The organism is Corallococcus praedator (assembly GCF_003612125.1).
GTDB classification, from domain to species: domain Bacteria; phylum Myxococcota; class Myxococcia; order Myxococcales; family Myxococcaceae; genus Corallococcus; species Corallococcus praedator.
The window spans coordinates 1-18,652 of record NZ_RAWI01000176.1 but is presented as its reverse complement, the minus strand read 5'-3'; the positions used below and the strand labels follow the sequence as shown (position 1 = coordinate 18,652).

The window sequence follows — 18,652 nt, the reverse complement described above, 5'->3', positions numbered from 1 at the left end:
GCCCCCAGCAGCCCCTGCAATCCCTTGCGTGCGCCCACGATGCATTCCTTCCCGGCCCTGTTCCATCCCAGGGAGTCGTTTCCGCGCAAAACAGCACAAAGCCGTAAAAACGAAAAGCCCACTTGAAACACAAAGGGCCGCGCGGGGAGCATCCCCACGCGGCCCCGGACAGGCGCTGGTGCATCACGCAGGCATCAGAGCAGCGGCAGCGCCATCACCAGCTCCTGCTGCACGGGCTGCTGCGCGACGTTGACGGGGCGGCAGTCCGAGCGGGGCGCCGCCGTGCCCCCATCCGTCTGGGTGGGCAGCGCCATGGCGGACACGCAGAGCTGGTATTCGCCCGGGTTCACGCCTTCGAAGCGCGCGGGCTGCGCCATGGACAGGGCCTGGACCTGCGCGGGCTGGCTGGCCCCCTGGAGCTTCTCGATGAGGAGCACCCGGGCCTCCTGGGCGCGTGTGCCCTCCGCGGCCTGCGCGCGCACCAGCACCGTCACGCCGCCTTCGGGAAGCGTGAGGTCCACGCGGGCCGTCTGCTTCGCCTGGATGTTCGCCGTCGTGCGCTGCACCTGCTGGCCTCCCCCCGACTCCGTCACCGCCAGCACCGAGTACGTCGCCGGCGCCAGGTTGTCGAAGTGGAAGGTGCCGTCCGTGCCCGACGTCCCGCTGACGCCACCCGCGGGCGCCGCCGGGTTGGTGACGATGATCAGCGCGCCGCTCACCGGCTGGTTGCCCTTCTTCACCGTGCCGTCCAGTTGCCCCGTGGCCGACAGCCGCAGGTCCATCTTCTGGTCCGCCACGCCCGCCAGCAATTGCGTGAACTCCGAGCGCCCCTCCTGGAAGTGCTCCGCGGACAACTGGAGCGGCGAGATGGGAAGCCCCTCGAACACGTAGCTGCCGTCCGGCCCCGTCCGCACCTGCTGGAGTCCGTACTCCAGCGCCGCCGCCGACCCCACCACCACGCCCACGCCCTTCAACGGCTGCGACACGCTGACCGTCGCGTCGGCCACCGGCGCGCCCGCTGCGTTCACGACGCGCCCCTGGAGCTGCCGCCCGCGCTGGACGACCACGTCCCCCAGCGACGTCTCCTGTCCCTCCTGGATGCGCACCCCCGGCACCGTCTTGTTCACGAAGCCCTTGCCGGTGATGTACAGCGTGTGTTCGCCCGCCGGGACGCCCCGCAGGTGGAAGCGCCCATCCCCGCCGCCATTGGGGACCGCGCCCGCGCCGCGCACCACCACGGAGAAGTCGGTGGGCGGCACCTGATCCTCGCGGACGACCCGGCCCGTGAGCGTGCCGCCCAGGCTCAGCTTCAGCACCGGCTCCATGCCACCCGTCTCCGCCTGCACCGGCGGCGTCAGCCACGGCAGCCGCTGCTGGAGCGTGGTGCCCGGCGGCGCGGCGCGCAGCAGGTAGGTGCCCGGCAGGAGGCCCCGGAACTCGAAGCGTCCGCCTGGATCCGCGGTGGTGATGAGTTGCCCGCGCAGCGTCTGCTCGGACCGGCCCCGCATCCGCGCCCCCGTCAGCTCCGCCGACACCACGGCCTCGCCCACCGGCTGACCGCTGGAGGACTCCACCCGCCCCCGCAGCACCTCCGCCGCGGACAACACCAGCACCACCGGTGTCTGCCGCACCGCCTCCTGGGACAGGTCCACGAACTGCGTGCCGGACGTCGCGCGCTCGTGCTTCGCCACCACCGCCACCCGGCGCTGGGGCAGGCCCTCCATCTCGAAGCCGCCGCGCGCATCGGCCGTGGTCTGCCGCGCCAGCGTCCGCCGCGCGCCCTCGTCCAGCGCCACCCGCACCACCGCATAGGGCACCGGCGCCCCGCGCGCATCCTCCACGCGGCCACTGAAGCGCGCCGCGTCCGGCACCGTGATGGTGATGCCGGACTGCTCGCTCATGCCATCCAGCCGCAAGGACGCGGACGTGCCCGGCGCGACGCGCGGCCCGGAGGCCGTGAACTGGTAGGCCCCCGCGCCCAGGTGCTCGAAGCGCCACGCGCCCCGGGCGTCCGTCTCCACGCCGTCCCCGCGCGCGTCCGTCAATGACAGCAACGTGTTGGTCGTCTCCGGCACGGGCACCACGACGACGCCCGCCACCGGCTTGCCCCGCGCGTCCACCACCGTGCCGGACGCCGCCGCGCCGCCCCGCAACGCCACCGTCACCTTCTGGGCCACGTCCGCCGCGTCCACCACCTGGGCCACCTGCCACGACGGCGCGAAGCCCCGGGCGGACACCTTGAGGACGTGGCGCCCCACCGGCAGGCCCTGGAGCAGCGCACGGCCCTGCGCGTCCGTGGTGCCCAGGACGGTCTGCTGCGCGCGCAGTTCCACGGCCGCGCCCGCTACGCCGCGGGCCTCCGCGCCCTCCACCACCGTCACCTCCAGCGACGCCGCCGGCCGCAGGTGCAACACCAGGGGCTGCGTCTCGTCGCTCAGCCACAGGCCCACCGGGCCCGCCAGCAGGGCGCCGTGCCGGGCGACGACCTGGTACGCGCGGGGCGACAGGCCCGTGAAGTCGAACGTGCCGTCCTTCCCGGTGCGCACCGAGCGCGGCGGGCTCGTGTCCAACACCACCGTGGCCCCCTCCACCGGGAGCTCCTCCGGGTCCAACACCAGGCCCTGCACGTGGAAGCCGCCCGGACGGTCCTCGTCCGGCACCAGGGGCAGCGGCGACAGCTCCGAGAGCCCCGCCCCCCGGGCGGAGACATTCGCTGAACGGACCGCGAGCGGCGTGGCCGGGGCTTCCTCACGCGCGGCGGCGACCGCCGGGCTTGCGTTCGGCTCGCGCAGCGCGAACCAGAGGAGGAGGCCTGACACCAGCGCTCCCAGCACCCACGGAACCCAACGCCTCATGGCCATGTCCTCAAGGAAAAGGAGGGGCCGCGGCGAAAGGCACCGCGGCCCCGGTTGTCACGTGACGCTTCTGGAGACGAACGTCGCCGCGCTTAGCGGTCGAACGTCGCGTCGCTCAGCACGGGGGCGGCGCTCGCCGAGGCGTTCGCGGCCGCGCCGTAGTACTCCACCCAGTAGAACTCGTCGTCGCCGATGACGATGATGATGATGTCCTGGGCGTTGGTGGTCGGGCCGTCGTAGTTCGCGCCCGTGGCCGCGGCGGAGGCCGGCACGGAGTACGAGGAGGCAGCCAGACCCGCGACGAGACCGAACAGCGCAAGCAGCTTCTTCATGGGGGCAATTCCTAGCGTTGGGGGTTTTGAACAGCCCTGACGCTCGGCTCCGGGGCCCCAGAGCTTCACGCCAGTATCCACCCTCTATGCGGCGGGAGGGTGAGATCCTGTGGACGGCTCCGCCAGGGCTTCGACAGCCACCGGGGCGGAGGGGGACTGCGTACGGGGAAGGAAGCGCTGGCGCAGACGCGTCAGGAAACGGCCGATGGCGCGGTATTCGTCATCGCCCATCAGCGCCAGGTCCACGGACGTCATGAACAGCGAGAAGGTGACCAGCCCGAGCACCAGCGCGATGCCCACGTGGAACGTGAACCCCATCACCACCGCCAGCCTGCGGCTGATGGGATTGAGGAAGAGCAGGAACGGGAACGCGACCTGGAAGGCCACCGTGCAGTACGACAGCGCCGTCACCACGAAGGCGTCGCGGTAGATCCACTCCGTCACGCCGGGAATCACGAACTGCCCGCTGCGGAACGCGTAGTAGAGCGCCGTGCCGTCCTGCCACACCCCGCCCTGCACCTTGTAGAGCCCGGCAAGCCCATACACGAGGCTGATCTGCACCGCGAACGCCAGCATCGCGGTGTTGTGGAACAGCGCGCCCACCTTCGCCCCGGGCCCCGGCTCGGCAGGGCCCTTCGCGCGCCGCCGCTCCGCGTCCATGGAGAAGTGCGCGCTGACGTCCGCGAAGCACGCGTACACCAGGATGAGGTGGATGATGTTGTCCCCGCCATCCCAGATGCCCGGGAAGCGCTGGTGCAGCGACCACAGGAACACCCACTGCAGGGGCGTCAGCCAGCGCGCGCGCCAGCCCACCATCCACAGCACCGCCACCAGGATGCCCAGGTGGTAGCAGACCTCGAAGAACAGCGGCGACGCGCTCCAGGCATAGACGGAGAAGTTGCGCGTGTGCGCCAGCTCCGCGACGAACGTCTCATACGGCCACAGCCCGGACGGCCCGAACAGGTAGCGCCGCTGGGAGTAGTTGATGAGGTATTCGATGAGCACCGCCGCGCCCGCGACCAGCCGGAACAGGCTGGCGCCCATCAGGTAGCGCGGCTGGGATTGCCAGGCGGTGAAGGCCGCCCAGGCCCCCGCCAGGGACGACGGCGGCCCCGACGAGGCCGCGGTGGTGGACGGCCCGCTCATCGCGCCTCCACCGCTTCAATGGGCTGCCAGGACAACTCCATCCACGTCGTGTCACCCGGCGCGTCCGCGTTCATGCGCTGGGAGAAGGGCGGAGCCTTGATGGTCGCCATCCGCACCCGCACCTCGCGGGTGCGCAGCTGGGGATACAGCGACGTGCACGCCGCGGACGCCACGCGCCCCAACAGCCGCCGCCCCTGCTGCTTGCGCTGCTGGCGCTGGGCCTCCGCCGCCGCCACCGCCTGCCGGTAGCCGTCCGTGTCCTCGGGCTTCTCCAACAGCCGGGTGGTGATTTCATCGTCGGCCGCAGTGAGCTGGCTCAGCCCCGCCACCTGCGCGCGCTCCAGGCGGTCCGCGGGCGTCAGGCGATAGCGCTGTTTCAAATCCAGCAGCGGCGACGTGACGTTCACCCAGGGCTCCTCGCGTGAAACACCCGCCGCGTCCTCGCCCCGGCACGCCACGAACACATGGCGTGTCTTGGCTTCCACGTCGGGCGCGAACAGCGTCCAGCGTTGGTAGAAGAATGGCTGCATGTAGCGGTCCACCACGCCAAGGACAGACAACTTCACCGGGTTGATGGGCGTCAGGAACGCCAGCGTGAAGGCGAAGTGGATTGCCAGACCGAACAACAGCACCGCGGGCAGCACCTTCTGGAAGGCGTGACCCAATTGCTGGAATTTCATGATTGCCCGGAGACCACGGGAGGTCTTGCAGAACGAATCAAGCGGCAGCGTCGTGAATATCAGTAACACGCACGAAAACTTTGCGTCAATACAGCCACCTGATTTCACCGTGGTTGAAACGGATTGAGCCCTTGCCCAGGCGTCTGGCTGGACCCACGTGTGACAGGACGGGTTACAAAAGCAGCGGGGCCGCGTGGGGGAGTGTCCCCACGCGGCCCCGGAGGCCCTACGGTGTTTCAGCCGGCCCGTCTCAGGCGGGCTGGATGTCGTTGTTCTTCACGCGGAAGGTGTGCGCGGTGAACTTCGACTCCAGCTCGCTGCCGTCGCGCTTGGAGTAGTCCTTGGCCACTTCCGCGGCGGGGATGAGGTGGAAGGTGGCGAGCGTCTCATCCGCCTTCACCTCCACCAGCACGAAGCCGTGCGAGTCCGCGTCCGCGAAGCGCAGGCCCGCGTTGGAGTCCTTGAGCGTCTTCTCCATGTTGGTGACGGCGTACCCGTACACGGGCGCGCCCGAGGCGTAGCCCGCGCCCAGCAGGGCCAGGCCCGCCAGCTCCTTGATGGAGCCGGAGGTGATGCCCGGCGCCGTCAGCGTGGGCACGCCCTCCTCCACCGACGCGAACGACGCGTGGATGTCGCCGGAGAGGAACAGCGCGTTCGTCACGCCCTTGGCCTTGAGCGTGTTGAGCATCACCTTCTTCTTCGTGGGGAAGCCGTCCCACTGGTCCACGCTGAAGTAGAAGCGCTGGCGCAGCGTCGGGTCGTAGATGTCCGACTTCGCGCGCAGGTCCCAGATGAGCGCCGACAGCGACGTGGAGCTCACCACCATCTTCCAGGTGTTCGTCGCCGTGGTGAGGGTCTGGTTGAACCACGCCTCCTGCTCGGGGCCGAACACGTCCTCGCTCGCGCCCGCGGACAGCTGGTACTTCACCGCCGCGAACAGGTCGAAGGTGTCCTTCACCACCACGTAGCGCGAGCCCTGGATGTTGAAGAGCGCGCTCTTGCCCATGTGCGCGTACGCCAGGCCCCGGGGCTTGTCCCCCGCGGCGATCTGCAGCGCGGCGAAGCCCGCCGCCTTGAACACCTGGTTCACGTAGAAGAGCGCCACCGGGCCCTTCACCCAGGTGGCCACCTTCTGCGCGGCCTCCGCGTCCGTCAGCCCCGCGGCCTTCGCCTGGCTCAGGTACACGCCCTGGAGCACCTGCTTGTGCTGCGCATAGGCCGCGTCGTCGATGTTCACATACGCGAACGTGTCCGCCTGGAAGACCTGCTTCACCGCGTCCGGCTGGTTCGCCAGCGCCGCGCCCAGCAGCGTCGCGTCCAGCGCCACCGCGCCGGGGTACGCGTCCTCCGGGATGAGGTGGTCCGGACGGTAGCTGCGGTAGTCCGTCACCAGCAGCTTCAGGTGCCGGCCGTACTCGAAGTCACGAAAGATGCGCGTGTTGGGGAAGCGCGGCTCGCTGTCCACGTTGACGACGCCCTCGGACGTCTGCGCGGTGTCCAGCGGGATGAACTCCAGGAACGCCTGCTCCGCGTTGTGCTTGCGGTCCAGCTGCGTCTCGTCCCGCTTGCCGTCCTCGTACGTCGCCACGTCCTTCCAGCAGTCGTCGGAGAACTCGTGGTCGTCCCAGGTGATGATGAACGGGTAGCGCTCATGCACCGCCTGCAGCTGCCGGTCGCTGCGCACCGTCTTGTACAGGTCGCGGTAGTTGGACAGCGAGTTGGCCGCCAGGAACGCGGTGACGCCCGTGCCCTGCGCCAGCGCGCCCTCGGGCTCGCTGAAGCGCACGGAGCGGGCCCCGCCGGAGGACTGGAACGACGTGTCGCCCGTCGTCTCGTAGACGTAGTCGCCAAGGAACACGACGAAGTCCAGGTCCTCGCCCAGCTGCAACAGCCGCTGCCACGCGTTGTAGTAGCGGCCGATGAAGTCCTGGCAGCTGGCGAAGACGAACTTCACCGGCACGTCGTCACCGGCGGCCGGCGCGGTGCGCGTGCGCCCGATGCGCGTGGTGTTCTTCTGGCCGTCCTGCTCGTAGGAGAAGCGGTAGTAGTACGTCGTGCGCGGCGACAGGCCCGTCACCTTCACCTTCACCGCGTGGTCGTGCGCCGCCAGCGCCGTCAGGTCCTTCTTGTCCAGCACCAGCGAGGAGAAGTCCTCCGTCGTGGAGACCTCCAGCCGCAGGGTCAGGTCCGAGCCAGCGCGCGCGGCGTCCTCCACGCGCACCCACAACACCACGCTGTCCGGACGCGGATCCCCCGACGCCAGCGACTGCGGGAAGTAGGGCGAGCCATCCGACGTGACCGTCGTCTCGTCGTCGGAGCATCCAAAGGTCGTCGTCGCCGCGACAGCAACCACGGCTTGCAGGAACGTGCGGCGTTTGAAGGGGTTGAACAAGGCGGTGGACTCCAGCGGGAATCGGGTGAAGGGGTGTTTCCCGGGCCGCGAAGTCTAGAGGCGCTTCCCCCTCCACACGAAACATCCCCGCGACACACCCGCATGACCTCACGCGTCACGCGTCCGTCACCCGCCTGCCCGTTCCCCCACACGCCCTGAAAGGGAAAGGGGCCGACTGCCATCGCTGGCGGTCGGCCCCCTTCTTCCTTCAGGTCCGTGTGCGCCGCTCCCCCCGGAGGAACGCGCACGGACTGTCTTTGGACGCAGCGTGTGGGCCTACTTCACGGCCTTCACGCGGGGACGCTTCTCCCCTTCCGCGGGCTCCGCGGGAGCTTCCGCCGCGGGAGCGCCGGCGGCCGCCTTGCCGATGCCGTACTTCTCCAGCACCAGGTTTTCGATCTCCTTCTGGGTTTCCGGGTGCTCGCGCAGGTACTCCTTCGCGTTCTCCCGGCCCTGGCCGATGCGCTCTCCCTTGAAGGAGAACCAGCTGCCGCTCTTCTCCACGATGTTCTCGTTGGAGGCGAGGTCGATGAGGTCGCCCTCACGGGAGATGCCCGTGCCGTACATGATGTCGAACTCGACTTCCTTGAACGGGGGCGCGACCTTGTTCTTCACGACCTTCACGCGGGTGCGGCTGCCCACCACGTTCTCGCCGTTCTTGATGGCGCCCACGCGGCGGATGTCCATGCGCTGCGACGCGTAGAACTTCAGCGCGTTGCCGCCCGTGGTGGTCTCCGGGTTGCCGAACATCACGCCAATCTTCATGCGGATCTGGTTGATGAAGATGACGCACGTCTGGCTCTTGGAGATGGTGCCCGTGAGCTTGCGCAGGGCCTGGCTCATGAGGCGCGCCTGCACGCCCATGTGGGCATCTCCCATCTCACCCTCGAGCTCCGCCTTCGGCACGAGCGCGGCCACCGAGTCCACCACCAGCACGTCGATGGCGCCCGAGCGCACCAGCATCTCCGCGATCTCCAGGCCCTGCTCGCCGGTGTCCGGCTGGGACAGGAGCAGGTCGTCGGTGCGCACGCCCAGCTTGCGCGCGTAGCCCACGTCCATCGCGTGCTCCGCGTCGATGTAGCCGCACACGCCGCCGCGCTTCTGCGCCTCCGCGACGATGTGCAAGCAGAGCGTCGTCTTGCCGGAGGACTCCGGCCCGAAGATTTCGATGATGCGCCCGCGCGGCACGCCGCCCACGCCCAGCGCGATGTCGAGCGAGATGGACCCCGTCGAAATGGCCTGGATGTCCTTCATCATCGGCTCGTCGTTGCCGAGCCGCATGATGGAACCCTTGCCGAACTGACGCTCCACCGCCGCCAGCGCCAGCTCGATCGCCTTTTCCTTCTCCTGATTCACGGCCATTTCTCGTCGCTCCTTGGAAGAGTGGGCCACCCCGGCCCACCTGAACGCGCTTTTAGTACGCGATGGGTAGACCCTAGTCCACCCCTCTGACATCCGTTTTGGGTTCTGCCGGTCAGCTCTTGCGCAGGGCAGCCAGGAAGGCGGCCACCAGACCGCCCAGCCCCGCCACCCAACCGGCCGGGACGTCCGGCACCAGCAACATCCACAACCCCGCCCCGGAGACGACCGTCAGCAGCGCCAGGGCTCCGCGATACAGGGGAGAGCCCACCGAGGCAACCGTCAGCAGCACCAGGGACAGGAGGCTCAGGAGCCCCTGGAGGATGACCAGCCCGCCAGGCGCGACCAGCCCCGTCATGTGCAGCAGCGCCTGGGCGGCCAGCGCCCCCAGCCCCACCGCGAGCGCCGGAAACGGCCCGCCCCGGGGCGGCGTCAGCTGGGCCCCGAGCACGGGGGTCGTTTTCAGGTGGTCCAGGTCCTCCGGGCGCACCTCCAGCGCATAGGGAAAGCCCAGCGCCAGCAGCGACTCCACCGTCGCGGCGCGGCAGGAGCGCCCGTCCGCGTCCACCAACCCCTCCAGGGTGCCGCCCTCCAGCAGCCGGTGGAAGGCGTCCGCCTCCACGCGTCCCCCGCCCTCCGCGACCACGTCCGACAGGAGCCCGTTCAAGTCCGCCGCCAGCCGCAGCCGTTCCTCCCCCGAGGCCCGCCGGGCCTGCTGCGCCAAGAGGAGCATGGGCAGCGGGGAGTCCGAGGGCGGGGTGGGCGTGCCGGACTGCGCCGGAGGCTCCCAGGCCGCCAGGTCCGTCGGGGCACCTTCCTCGCCCTCGAAGGGGGAGTCGGATGTGCGCGGACGTGGGCGGGAAGCATCGGTCACGGTGGCGAAACTGTAACCGGGGCGCCCCTCGGGGTTCAAAGTGGGAGGTGCCCGCAACTTCCACCGGGCAACGGGGTTGATGCCTGACGGATGGATTCGGACCCGGACACGCAGGCGATGCTGAAGGTGGCGGCGGGCGACAAGCAGGCCTTCGCCTGGCTCTTCGACCGGCACCACGCGAGCGTGGCGCGCTTCGCGTTCCGCTTCGTGGGGGACCCGGCGCGCGCGGAGGAGCTCACGCAGGACATCTTCGTGAAGCTCTACCGCCACGCGCGCGCCTACAAGCCGACGGCGAAGTTCAAGACGTTCCTCTTCCGGGTGGCCACCAACCACTGCCTCAACGAGATGCGGCGCGGGGAGTACCGCGTGGCGCGCCTCGCCTCCGAGGCCCCGGACGCGGAAGACGCGGGAGCGCTGGAGATGCCAGGGCCCGAGGGAGACCGGCCCGACCAGGCGTTGAGCGGCCGGGAGCTGGAAGCGGCGGTGGGCCTGGCCCTGGGTGATTTGAGCGACCGCGAGCGCGCGGCCTTCACCATGTGCCGCTTCGAGGGCATGGCGTACCGGGACATCGCCGAAGCACTGGAGGCGAGCGAGGCCGCCGTGAAGAGTCTCATCCACCGGGCCACCCTGGCGGTGGCACGCAGGCTTGAAGCGTTGCAGGCGGGCACCGTGCCCGCGAGGAGTCGGGCATGAGCTGCACCTACGAAGAAGACCTGACGGCCTACGTGGACGGGGAGCTGCCGCCCCCGCACCGCGCCCGGATGGAGGCCCACCTGGGCACCTGCGCGGAGTGCCAGCAGACGGAGCGGCTGTTGCGCGTCACCGTGGCGCGGATGGCGGAGCTGCCGGACTTCACCCCGTCCCCGTCCGCGCGCCGTGAAGTGCTGGCGCGGCTGGACGCGCTGCCGCCCACGTGGCGGGAGCGGCTTTCGTCGCTCTTGCGGCCGGGCGTGCTGGTGCCGTCCGCGGGCGTGGCCGCGACGGCGGTGCTGGCGCTGCTCGTCGCGGGACGCGCCAACGTGGATCCGGCGGCCCTGGAGGAGCTGGACGCGGGCGCGCTGGAAGTGGCGACGAACCTGGAGCTGGTCGAGGACTACGAAGTGCTGGGACTCGACAGCTCCGACGACCTGGAGGTCATCGAGAACCTCCACGAACTGGGGATGCCGTGATGATGGGAAGAACGACCCTGGCGGCCCTGGCCGTGGGGATGGCGCTGGCGCTGCTGCCAGTGACGTCCGCGCGCGCGGCGAACGCCCCCACGCCCACCGCGGCCGAGCGCTTCGAGAAGCTCCCCCCGGAACAGAAGGAGGCGCTGCGCGCGAAGCTGCGCGAGTTCAAGGCGATGCCGCCCCAGGAGCAGGCGCGCGTGCGCGAGAACCTCCAGCGCTGGCGGCAGCTTCCTCCCGAGGAGCGCGAGCGGCTGCGCAACAACCTGCGCGACTTCCAGCGCCTGACGCCCCAGGAGCGCAAGGCGGTGCGCGAGCAGGTGCGCGACCTGAAGGGCCTGTCCACGGAGCGCCGCGCGGAGCTGCGCCAGCGGATGCGTGCCTACCTCAAGGAACACCCCGAGCGCCGCGAGCAGATGATGGAGAACATGCGCCGCTGGCGGCAGATGTCCGCCGAGCAGCGTCAGGAGGCGCGCGAGCGGCTGCGCGAAAGGCGGCGCAAGTGAACGCCGTCTCCCATTGGGTGCTGCTGTTCGCGCTCGCGGGCGCCCTGCCCGCCGCGGCCCAGCAGGCCCCCCTTCCCACGGAAGCGAAGGAGCGCCCCGCTCCCGTCGAACCCGTCCACCCGGAGGCGCGCCCCGTCCCCACCGACGTCCGCCGCCAGGAGCCTCCGCTCACCGACGAGGACCGCGAGGTGGTGGAGAACCTGGAGCTGCTGGAGTCGCTGGACGCGGCAACGGACCTGGAAGTGCTGCTGGAGCTGTCCGAAGACCCCTGAGCCACAAGCCAACGAAGAAGCCCGGGCCCCTGTGGAAGGGAACCCGGGCTCTTTCGTTGCGTCAGGCGTTGGAGCGCCGTGTCGCTATTCGACCGTCACGCTCTTGGCCAGGTTGCGGGGCTGGTCCACGTCGTTCCCGCGCATCTCCGCCACGTGGTAGGCGAGCAGCTGCAGCGGGATGGTGGCCACCACCGGCGCGAGCAGCGACGAGGCGGCGGGGATGCGGATGACGTGGTCGGCCAGCGTGTCCGCCTGCGTGTCGTCCTCGTCGATGACGGCGATGACCTTGCCGCCGCGAGCGCGGACCTCCTCGATGTTGCCGATGATCTTCTCGTACGCGACATGCGGGTGCTTCGGCGCGAGGACCACGACGGGCATCTTCTCGTCGATGAGCGCGATGGGGCCGTGCTTCATCTCACCGCCCGCGTAGCCCTCCGCGTGGATGTACGAGATCTCCTTCAGCTTGAGCGCGCCCTCCAGCGCCACCGGGTGCATGGGGCCGCGGCCGAGGAATAGGAAGTCCTGCGCGTTCATGAACTCACGCGCGACGCGCTTCACCTGCGGCTCGCACTTGAGCACGTCCTCGATCATCTTCGGCACCTGGGTCAGCTGCGTCAGGTGCTCCTGCGCGCCTTCCACCGACAGCGTGCCGCGCATGCGGCCCAGCTTCACCGCCAGCAGGTACAGCGTCACCAGCTGCGTGGTGAACGCCTTGGTGGACGCGACGCCAATCTCCGGGCCGGCGTTGGTGAGGATGTGCAGGTCCGACTCGCGCGTCATCGCGCTGCCAATGACATTGCAGATGGCCAGCGTGTGGGCGCCCAGCCGCTTGGCCTCCTTGAACGCGCCCAGCGTGTCCGCCGTCTCACCCGACTGGCTGATGGCGATGACCAGGTGCGACTTCTCCACGATGGGGTCGCGGTAGCGGAACTCGCTGGCCAGCTCCACTTCCACCGGCAGCCGCGCCAGCGACTCAATCATGTGCTTGCCGGCCACGCCGGAATGCCACGACGTGCCGCACGCCAGGATGGTGACCTTGGTGAAGGACTTCACCTGTTCAAGGCTGAGGTTCCACGTGTCGAAGTGGACGTCGCCTTCGGACAGGAGCATCCGGCCGCGCAGCGTGTCCGCGATGGCGCGGGGCTGCTCCCAGATCTCCTTGTGCATGAAGTGCTTGTAGCCGCCCTTCTCCGCCATCATCGGCGTCCAGTCGATGCGGCGCGTGGGGCGGTTCACCAGCTGCCCGGAGCGGTTGTAGATGTCCACCTTGGCGGCGGTGATGACGGCCAGGTCACCCTCCTCCATGTAGACGAAGTCGCGCGTGTGCTCGAGCAGCGCGGGCACGTCGCTGGCCACGAAGTTCTGGCCCTCGCCCAGGCCCAGCACCATGGGCGACGCGTCCTTGGTGCACACGATGCGGCCCGGATCCTTGGAGCAGACCACCACCAGGCCGTAGGTGCCCTTCACCTGCTGGATGGCCGCGCGCACCGCGTCCGGCAGGTCCACGCCGCGCTCGACCTCCTCGGAGATGAGGTGGGCGAACACTTCCGAGTCCGTCTCCGACGCGAAGACGTGGCCGCGCGCGCGCAGCTCCACCTTCAGCGCCAGGTGGTTCTCGATGATGCCGTTGTGCACCACCGCCACGTTCTTGTACGTGTGCGGGTGGGCGTTCTCGTCGGAGGGACGACCGTGGGTCGCCCAGCGCGTGTGGCCGATGCCCGTGGTGCCCTTGGGCAGGTCCTGCACCACCCGGTTCTCCAGGTTGCGCAGCTTGCCCGTGGCGCGCACCACGTTGAGCTGGTTGCCACTCACCACCGCGACGCCCGCGGAGTCATAGCCCCGGTACTCGAGCTTCTTCAGACCCGACACCAGGATGGGAGCAGATTCCTTGTCACCGACGTAGCCAACAATCCCGCACATGTTCCTGCCTCTTTCTCGACCCGCGCCCGCCTGAGCAAACCACGGGAAACCCTGACACGCCCAACCACGCCCCACCGTCCGACCACCAGGCAGGCGTTGAACTCAGCCTGCCTTCACCTTCGTCTGCCGCGCCTTCTTGGCCGCCACCCAACCCTCCTTCACCACCTGTGGCGCACGGGACACAGCGAGGCTCCCCGGAGGCACATTCTTCGTCACCGTGGTGCCCGCGCCGACATACCCGCCATCTCCCACCTTCACCGGCGCCACCAGCTGCGAGTCGGAGCCGATGAAGACCCCGTCGCCCAGCTCCGTCAGGTGCTTGTTCACCCCGTCATAGTTACAGGTGATGGTGCCCGCGCCGATGTTGCAGCCCGCGCCGATGTTGGCGTCGCCCAGGTAAGTCAGGTGGTTGGCCTTGCTGCCCTTGCCAATGCGGGCCTTCTTCGTCTCCACGAAGTTCCCCAGATGCACGTCCTCTGCCAACTCGGTTCCGGGACGCAGCCGGGAGAACGGGCCAATGATGCACCGGTCGCCCACCCGCGCCTCCTCCAGCACCGAGTAGGGCTTGATGTGCGTGCCATCCGCCACGTGGGAGGCCGTCAGCACGCTGCCCTGGCCGATGATGACGTTCTTGCCGACGACGGTGCCGGCCGCGAGCGTGACGCTGGGGCCTACTTCCGTGTCGGTGCCAATGGTGATGCCCTCTTCGATGTACGCGGTGGCCGGGTCCTGGATGGACACGCCCGCGCGCATGTGGGCTTCGTTGATGCGCTGCTGGAGCACGCGGGCTCTGGCCGCCAGCTCCACCTTGTCGTTCACGCCCGCGGTCTCCGTGGCGTCCGCGTCCACCGCGCCCACGGGGCCTTGGCGAGCGGCCATCTCCACGAGGTCGGTGAGGTAGTACTCGCCCTGCGCGTTGACGGGTTTGATCTCCGCGAGCGCCTTCCACAGGAAGGACGCCTCCACGGAGTAGATGCCCGCGTTGCACTCCTTCACCGCGCGCTGCTCCGGGGTGCAGTCCTTGTGCTCCACGATGCGTGAGACCTTGCCGCCCTCGCGGATCACCCGGCCGTAGCCCGTGGGGTCCTCCAGGGTGGTGGACACCATGGCCAGCACCCCGCCCGCGGCGTCATGCGCGGACAGGAGCGCCTGGAGCGTCTCCTTGCGCAAGAGCGGCACGTCTCCGTAGAGGATGAGCACGCGGCCTTCGTGGCCCTTCAGCGCGTCCTGGGCGGCCTTCACCGCGTCCGCCGTGCCGCGCTGCTCCTTCTGGAGCGCGAAGCGCAGGGGCGCGTCCGGGAAGAGGGAGAGGATGGACTTCTCCACCTCGGCGGCCTGATGGCCCACCACCGGCACCACGGACGTGGCGCCCAGTTCCAGGGCCCGCTTCAAGGGATAGGCGCAGATGGGACGACCGAGGATGGGGTGAAGGACCTTCGCCTTCTCCGACTTCATCCGCGTGCCCTTCCCCGCGCACAGGACCACCGCTGCCAGAGCTGTCATATGCGGCGGAGAATTAGGGACCGCCGATCAACTCGTCAACCGCGTGCGGGCGTCAAAACAGGCCGGGGACCTTCCGCGGAAGGCCGGACGCTGACTGCCACACACAAGGTGTTGCGCTGGACCGTGATGCCGTAGCGCGGCTTCAGGAACGTCGTCAGCCGCACCGGCGCACAGGCCGGCACCGACGCCGGACCTTCACTGGGGTTTGGAGGACTCATGGACGCCACCAGTCGCTACACATGGCCCAAGAGTGCCTCGACTCCTTTCACAATCCAAGGAAAAAAATGTTGTGCTGTTGAAACCCTGGTCCCGGCGCGAGGCATGGTGCATTAGGGAACGGCCGGAAATCACAAGGAAAGGCGTCCAGGTGGGAAATACACACATTGGAGCCGCTGGGCCGGGGCTGGCCCGCGCGGTGGGACTCGCAGTGCTACTGGCGGCGGTGTCGGCCTTCGCGGCGCGGCCCTACCGGGGAGGTGCTGTGGCCACCGCGTATCCCCCCGCCAGCGAGGCCGCGCTGAAGATGCTGGAGAAGGGCGGCAACGCGGTGGACGCGGCCGTGGCGGCGGCGTTCGTGGCGGCGGTGGTGGGTCCCTACCACTCCGGGGTGGGTGGCGGTGGGTTCGCGCTGGTGCACGACGCGAAGTCGGGCGACACGCGGGTGCTGGACTTCCGCGAGGTGGCCCCGAAGGCCGCGTCCCGCGACATGTACCTGAAGGACGGCGCGCTGGTGCCGGGGCTGTCCACGGACGGCGCCCTGAGCGTGGCGGTGCCGGGCGCGGTGGCGGGCTACCTGGAATTGCTCGCCACGCACGGCAAGCTCAAGCCCGCGGTGGTGCTGGCCCCGGCCATCCAGTTGGCGAAGCAAGGCTTCTGGGTGACGCCCAAGTACCAGCAGATGGCGACGGGCCGGGCGGAGTGCCTGCGCCAGGACCCGGAGGCCGCGAGCATCTTCCTGGTGAAGAACGCGCAGGGCACGCCGGACGTGCCCCCCGTGGGGCACCTGATCAAACAGCCGGACCTGGCGCGCACGCTGGGCCTCATCGCGAAGGGCGGCGCGAAGGCGTTCTATTCAGGCCCGGTGGCGCAGGCGCTGGTGAAGTCGGTGAAGGACGCGGGCGGCGTGCTCACCCAGGAGGACCTGACGGCGTACACGACGCGCAAGGCCACCCCGCTGGAGACCACCTACCGGGGCCACCGCATCCTCACCATGCCGCCGCCGAGCGCCGGGGGCCTGGCCGTCGTGCAGGTGCTGGGCATGCTCCAGCAGTTGCGTCCCCAGGGCGTGCCGTACCGCGATCCGGACGCGCTGCACCTGTACGTGGAGGCGGTGCGCCGCGCGTACGTGGACCGCGCGAAGTACCTGGGCGACCCGGCCTTCGTGCAGGTGCCCCTGGAGCGACTGGCCTCGCCCGGGCACATCGCGGACCTGGCGGGCAGCATCGATCCGAAGAAGGCCACCGCGAGCGCGTCCCTGCTGGCGCCGGTGACGGGTGGCCCGGCCTCCACGCTGCGCCGCGACGCGGGGCCCCTCACGCCGGAGCCGGAGAAGAAGAACACCACGCACATCTCCGTCATCGACAAGGATGGCAACGCGGTGGCCATGACGACGACGGTCAACTACAGCTTCGGCTCGTGCCTCGTGGGCAAGGGCACCGGCGTGCTCCTCAACGATGAGATGGATGACTTCGCCGCGCAGCCGGGCGTGCCCAACGCGTATGGCCTGGTCACGGGCGAGCCCAACGCCATCCAGCCCGGCAAGGTGCCCCTGTCCTCCATGTCGCCCACGCTGGTGTTCGCGAAGGAGGACCCGAAGCGGGTGATGCTGGCGGTGGGCAGCCCCGGCGGCTCCACCATCCCCACCACCGTCATCCAGGCCATCAGCAACGTGGTGGACCACGGCATGGACGTGGCGCGCGCGGTGGGCGCCGGCCGGCTGCACCACCAGTACCTCCCGGACGAATTGTGGGTGGACAAGTGGGGCCTGGAGCCCGCGACGCTGGCCACCCTGGAGGCCCGCGGACATAAGATCCGCCGCATGGACGGTTGGGGTGACGCGGAGGCCGTCTACAGCGATCCGCGCACGAACCTGCGCTTCTCGTCCAGCGACCCGCGCAACGAAGGCGCCGGGCTGGGCCAGGACTGACGAAAGGGAGAACCGAGCCCGTGCCCGAGCCGCTGCCGCTCTTCGATGCGCACCTCCACCCGGAGGCCCTCACCGACCAGGACCTGGAGTCCATGCGCTTCTTCGGCGTGGAGCGGGCCCTGGTGGTGGCGCATCACTTCCCGGAGGCCACGGCCAAGGGGCTGCGCCAGCACTTCGACCACCTGGTCGAACGTCAGCTCCCCCGGCTGGAGCGGCTGGGCATCCGCGCCTGGGCCGCCCTGGGCGTGCACCCGCGCTGCATCCCGCGCCGGGGCCTGTCGGAAGTTTTGAGCCACCTGCCGGAGTATTTCGAAGGCGGCCGCGTGGTGGCCCTGGGTGAGACGGGGCTGCACGTGGGCGGCGAGGAGGAGGAAGAGGCGTTCCTCGAACAACTGGCCCTGGCCCGCCAGCTCAAGCTGCGCGTGGTGGTGCACACGCCCCTGAAGGACAAGGAGCGCCACACGCGGCGCATCCTCACGCTCCTGCGCCAGTCCGGACTCGCCCCGTCGCGCGCGCTGGTGGATCACGCCAACGCGCGCACCGTGCGCACCATCCTGGAGGTGGGCCACTGGGCGGGGCTGACGCTGCACCCGGAGGCCCTCCAGGCGGACCGGGCGGTGGCCCTGGTGCGGCGGCTGGGCAGCGAGCGGCTGGTGCTGGACTCGGACGCGGGCGACGGCGCGGGGGACATCCTGGGCCTCGCGCGCACCGCGAACCTGCTGGGCAAGGCGAAGCTGTCCGAGCGGCTCGTGCGTCGCGTCACCCGCGACAACGCGGCGACCTTCTTCCAGATCCACGACTGAGTGCGCCAAGCGCGCCCGGTGCGGTCGCGCGCAGCCCCCTGAAAAGGCGCCGGGCCTCCAGGGCTTGTAAATGCAACGGGCCCCGCGCGGTGAAAGCGCGAGGCCCGGGATTTACAGCGCATGCGGCCAGACGGGCACCGCAAGGGTGCCGTGGGGCCTAGTTCACCGAGACGGAGACGGACGCTTCGGGCTGCAGGGAGAGGCCCTGCGCGTCCGGCGCCAGCCGCACCTGGACGCCCTGGGAGCGGTACTCCGCGAGGGAATCCGCCGCGTCGTCGAGCAGCTGCTGGTAGCGCTCCTCCAGCTCCACCGCGATCAGCAGCATCGTCTCACCGGCGTCCGTGACGCCCGGCCGGTACACCTGGCACCGCTGGAACCGCGCCCAGCGACCGTTCTGCATCTTCACAAGCTCGCCGTCGTAAGCCATGCGCAGCTCCTCACGTGGGAAATCCGACGGACGCAATCTAAAGTCGAATTCGCGCGCTGTCATCCCCCTGCTTGAAAATTCGTAAACCCGTCGTGATTCCAGATGGTTGGCAGCACTCAACAGGGGATGCAGGGGTCCCTGTCGGGCCGGGCCGGCGCAAAGTGTAAAGTTGGTGACTGTCAACGCGGTTAACCCCGCCCCGGGGGCGATGATGCGTTGCGCTGTCAACACTCCGGGGGATGGCGCGGCGCGGCCCGACAGGGACCCCTGC

The 18,652-nt window shown here is 69.6% G+C and carries 16 protein-coding genes; 6 read left to right on the top strand and 10 right to left on the bottom strand.

The features are described 5' to 3' along the window. Positions 1-194: 194 nt before the first annotated feature. The 7 genes from D7Y13_RS22070 to D7Y13_RS22040 all read right to left on the bottom strand — a co-directional run bounded on the left by D7Y13_RS22070 (position 195) and on the right by D7Y13_RS22040 (position 9,638). On the bottom strand, positions 195-2,855 hold the full coding sequence (locus D7Y13_RS22070) for a carboxypeptidase-like regulatory domain-containing protein (protein WP_158620486.1): 2,661 nt from the start codon (positions 2,853-2,855) through the stop codon (positions 195-197). A 92-nt stretch (positions 2,856-2,947) separates the two neighbouring features. Continuing rightward, positions 2,948-3,187: a hypothetical protein gene (locus D7Y13_RS22065; protein WP_120537436.1), complete on the bottom strand. Its 240-nt coding sequence runs from the start codon at positions 3,185-3,187 to the stop codon at positions 2,948-2,950. An 84-nt stretch (positions 3,188-3,271) separates the two neighbouring features. Further along, a complete protein-coding gene (locus D7Y13_RS22060; protein ID WP_120585747.1) occupies positions 3,272-4,333 on the bottom strand; it encodes an HTTM domain-containing protein in 1,062 nt (353 codons plus the stop codon). After that, complete coding sequence (locus D7Y13_RS22055) at positions 4,330-5,013, bottom strand: DUF5819 family protein (protein ID WP_147444521.1); 684 nt, start codon at positions 5,011-5,013, stop codon at positions 4,330-4,332. The genes D7Y13_RS22060 and D7Y13_RS22055 overlap by 4 nt, the downstream gene beginning before the upstream one ends. Before the next feature lie 250 nt (positions 5,014-5,263). Beyond that, complete coding sequence (locus tag D7Y13_RS22050) at positions 5,264-7,405, bottom strand: alkaline phosphatase D family protein (RefSeq protein WP_120585748.1); 2,142 nt, start codon at positions 7,403-7,405, stop codon at positions 5,264-5,266. A gap of 276 nt (positions 7,406-7,681) precedes the next feature. Further along, the gene (gene recA, locus D7Y13_RS22045) at positions 7,682-8,767 is read right to left on the bottom strand and encodes a recombinase RecA (protein WP_120537440.1); all 1,086 of its coding nucleotides are present in this window, start codon (positions 8,765-8,767) and stop codon (positions 7,682-7,684) included. Between the two features lie 112 nt (positions 8,768-8,879). Then, complete coding sequence (locus D7Y13_RS22040) at positions 8,880-9,638, bottom strand: hypothetical protein (protein WP_120630769.1); 759 nt, start codon at positions 9,636-9,638, stop codon at positions 8,880-8,882. 90 nt (positions 9,639-9,728) lie between these two features. Between D7Y13_RS22040 and D7Y13_RS22035 the strand changes: the two genes are divergently transcribed. Genes D7Y13_RS22035 through D7Y13_RS22020 form a run of 4 tightly spaced genes read left to right on the top strand, consistent with a single transcriptional unit; the run spans position 9,729 to position 11,582 of the window. Further along, complete coding sequence (locus D7Y13_RS22035; protein ID WP_120585723.1) at positions 9,729-10,331, top strand: RNA polymerase sigma factor; 603 nt, start codon at positions 9,729-9,731, stop codon at positions 10,329-10,331. Next, the gene (locus D7Y13_RS22030) at positions 10,328-10,807 is read left to right on the top strand and encodes an anti-sigma factor family protein (RefSeq protein WP_120585722.1); all 480 of its coding nucleotides are present in this window, start codon (positions 10,328-10,330) and stop codon (positions 10,805-10,807) included. The genes D7Y13_RS22035 and D7Y13_RS22030 overlap by 4 nt, the downstream gene beginning before the upstream one ends. Further along, on the top strand, positions 10,807-11,310 hold the full coding sequence (locus tag D7Y13_RS22025; protein ID WP_120537383.1) for a DUF3106 domain-containing protein: 504 nt from the start codon (positions 10,807-10,809) through the stop codon (positions 11,308-11,310). The genes D7Y13_RS22030 and D7Y13_RS22025 overlap by 1 nt, the downstream gene beginning before the upstream one ends. Beyond that, on the top strand, positions 11,307-11,582 hold the full coding sequence (locus D7Y13_RS22020; protein ID WP_120585721.1) for a hypothetical protein: 276 nt from the start codon (positions 11,307-11,309) through the stop codon (positions 11,580-11,582). Before D7Y13_RS22025 ends, D7Y13_RS22020 begins: the two co-directional genes overlap by 4 nt. An 84-nt stretch (positions 11,583-11,666) precedes the next feature. On the opposite strand, the gene glmS is transcribed toward D7Y13_RS22020, so the two are convergent. Then, positions 11,667-13,502: a glutamine--fructose-6-phosphate transaminase (isomerizing) gene (gene glmS, locus D7Y13_RS22015; protein WP_120537381.1), complete on the bottom strand. Its 1,836-nt coding sequence runs from the start codon at positions 13,500-13,502 to the stop codon at positions 11,667-11,669. A gap of 102 nt (positions 13,503-13,604) precedes the next feature. After that, entirely contained in the window at positions 13,605-15,005 is a 1,401-nt protein-coding gene (gene glmU / locus D7Y13_RS22010) for a bifunctional UDP-N-acetylglucosamine diphosphorylase/glucosamine-1-phosphate N-acetyltransferase GlmU (RefSeq protein WP_120585720.1), read from the bottom strand. A gap of 403 nt (positions 15,006-15,408) precedes the next feature. Between glmU and ggt the strand changes: the two genes are divergently transcribed. Together ggt and D7Y13_RS22000 are read left to right on the top strand one after the other, a co-directional pair. Further along, entirely contained in the window at positions 15,409-17,151 is a 1,743-nt protein-coding gene (gene ggt / locus D7Y13_RS22005; RefSeq protein WP_370451741.1) for a gamma-glutamyltransferase, read from the top strand. A gap of 20 nt (positions 17,152-17,171) precedes the next feature. Further along, the gene (locus D7Y13_RS22000) at positions 17,172-17,954 is read left to right on the top strand and encodes a TatD family hydrolase (RefSeq protein WP_120585719.1); all 783 of its coding nucleotides are present in this window, start codon (positions 17,172-17,174) and stop codon (positions 17,952-17,954) included. Positions 17,955-18,111: 157 nt separating this feature from the next. Here the strand turns inward: D7Y13_RS22000 and D7Y13_RS21995 are convergent, their stop codons facing one another. After that, a complete protein-coding gene (locus D7Y13_RS21995) occupies positions 18,112-18,381 on the bottom strand; it encodes a hypothetical protein (RefSeq protein WP_120537378.1) in 270 nt (89 codons plus the stop codon). Between the last annotated feature and the right edge of the window lie 271 nt (positions 18,382-18,652).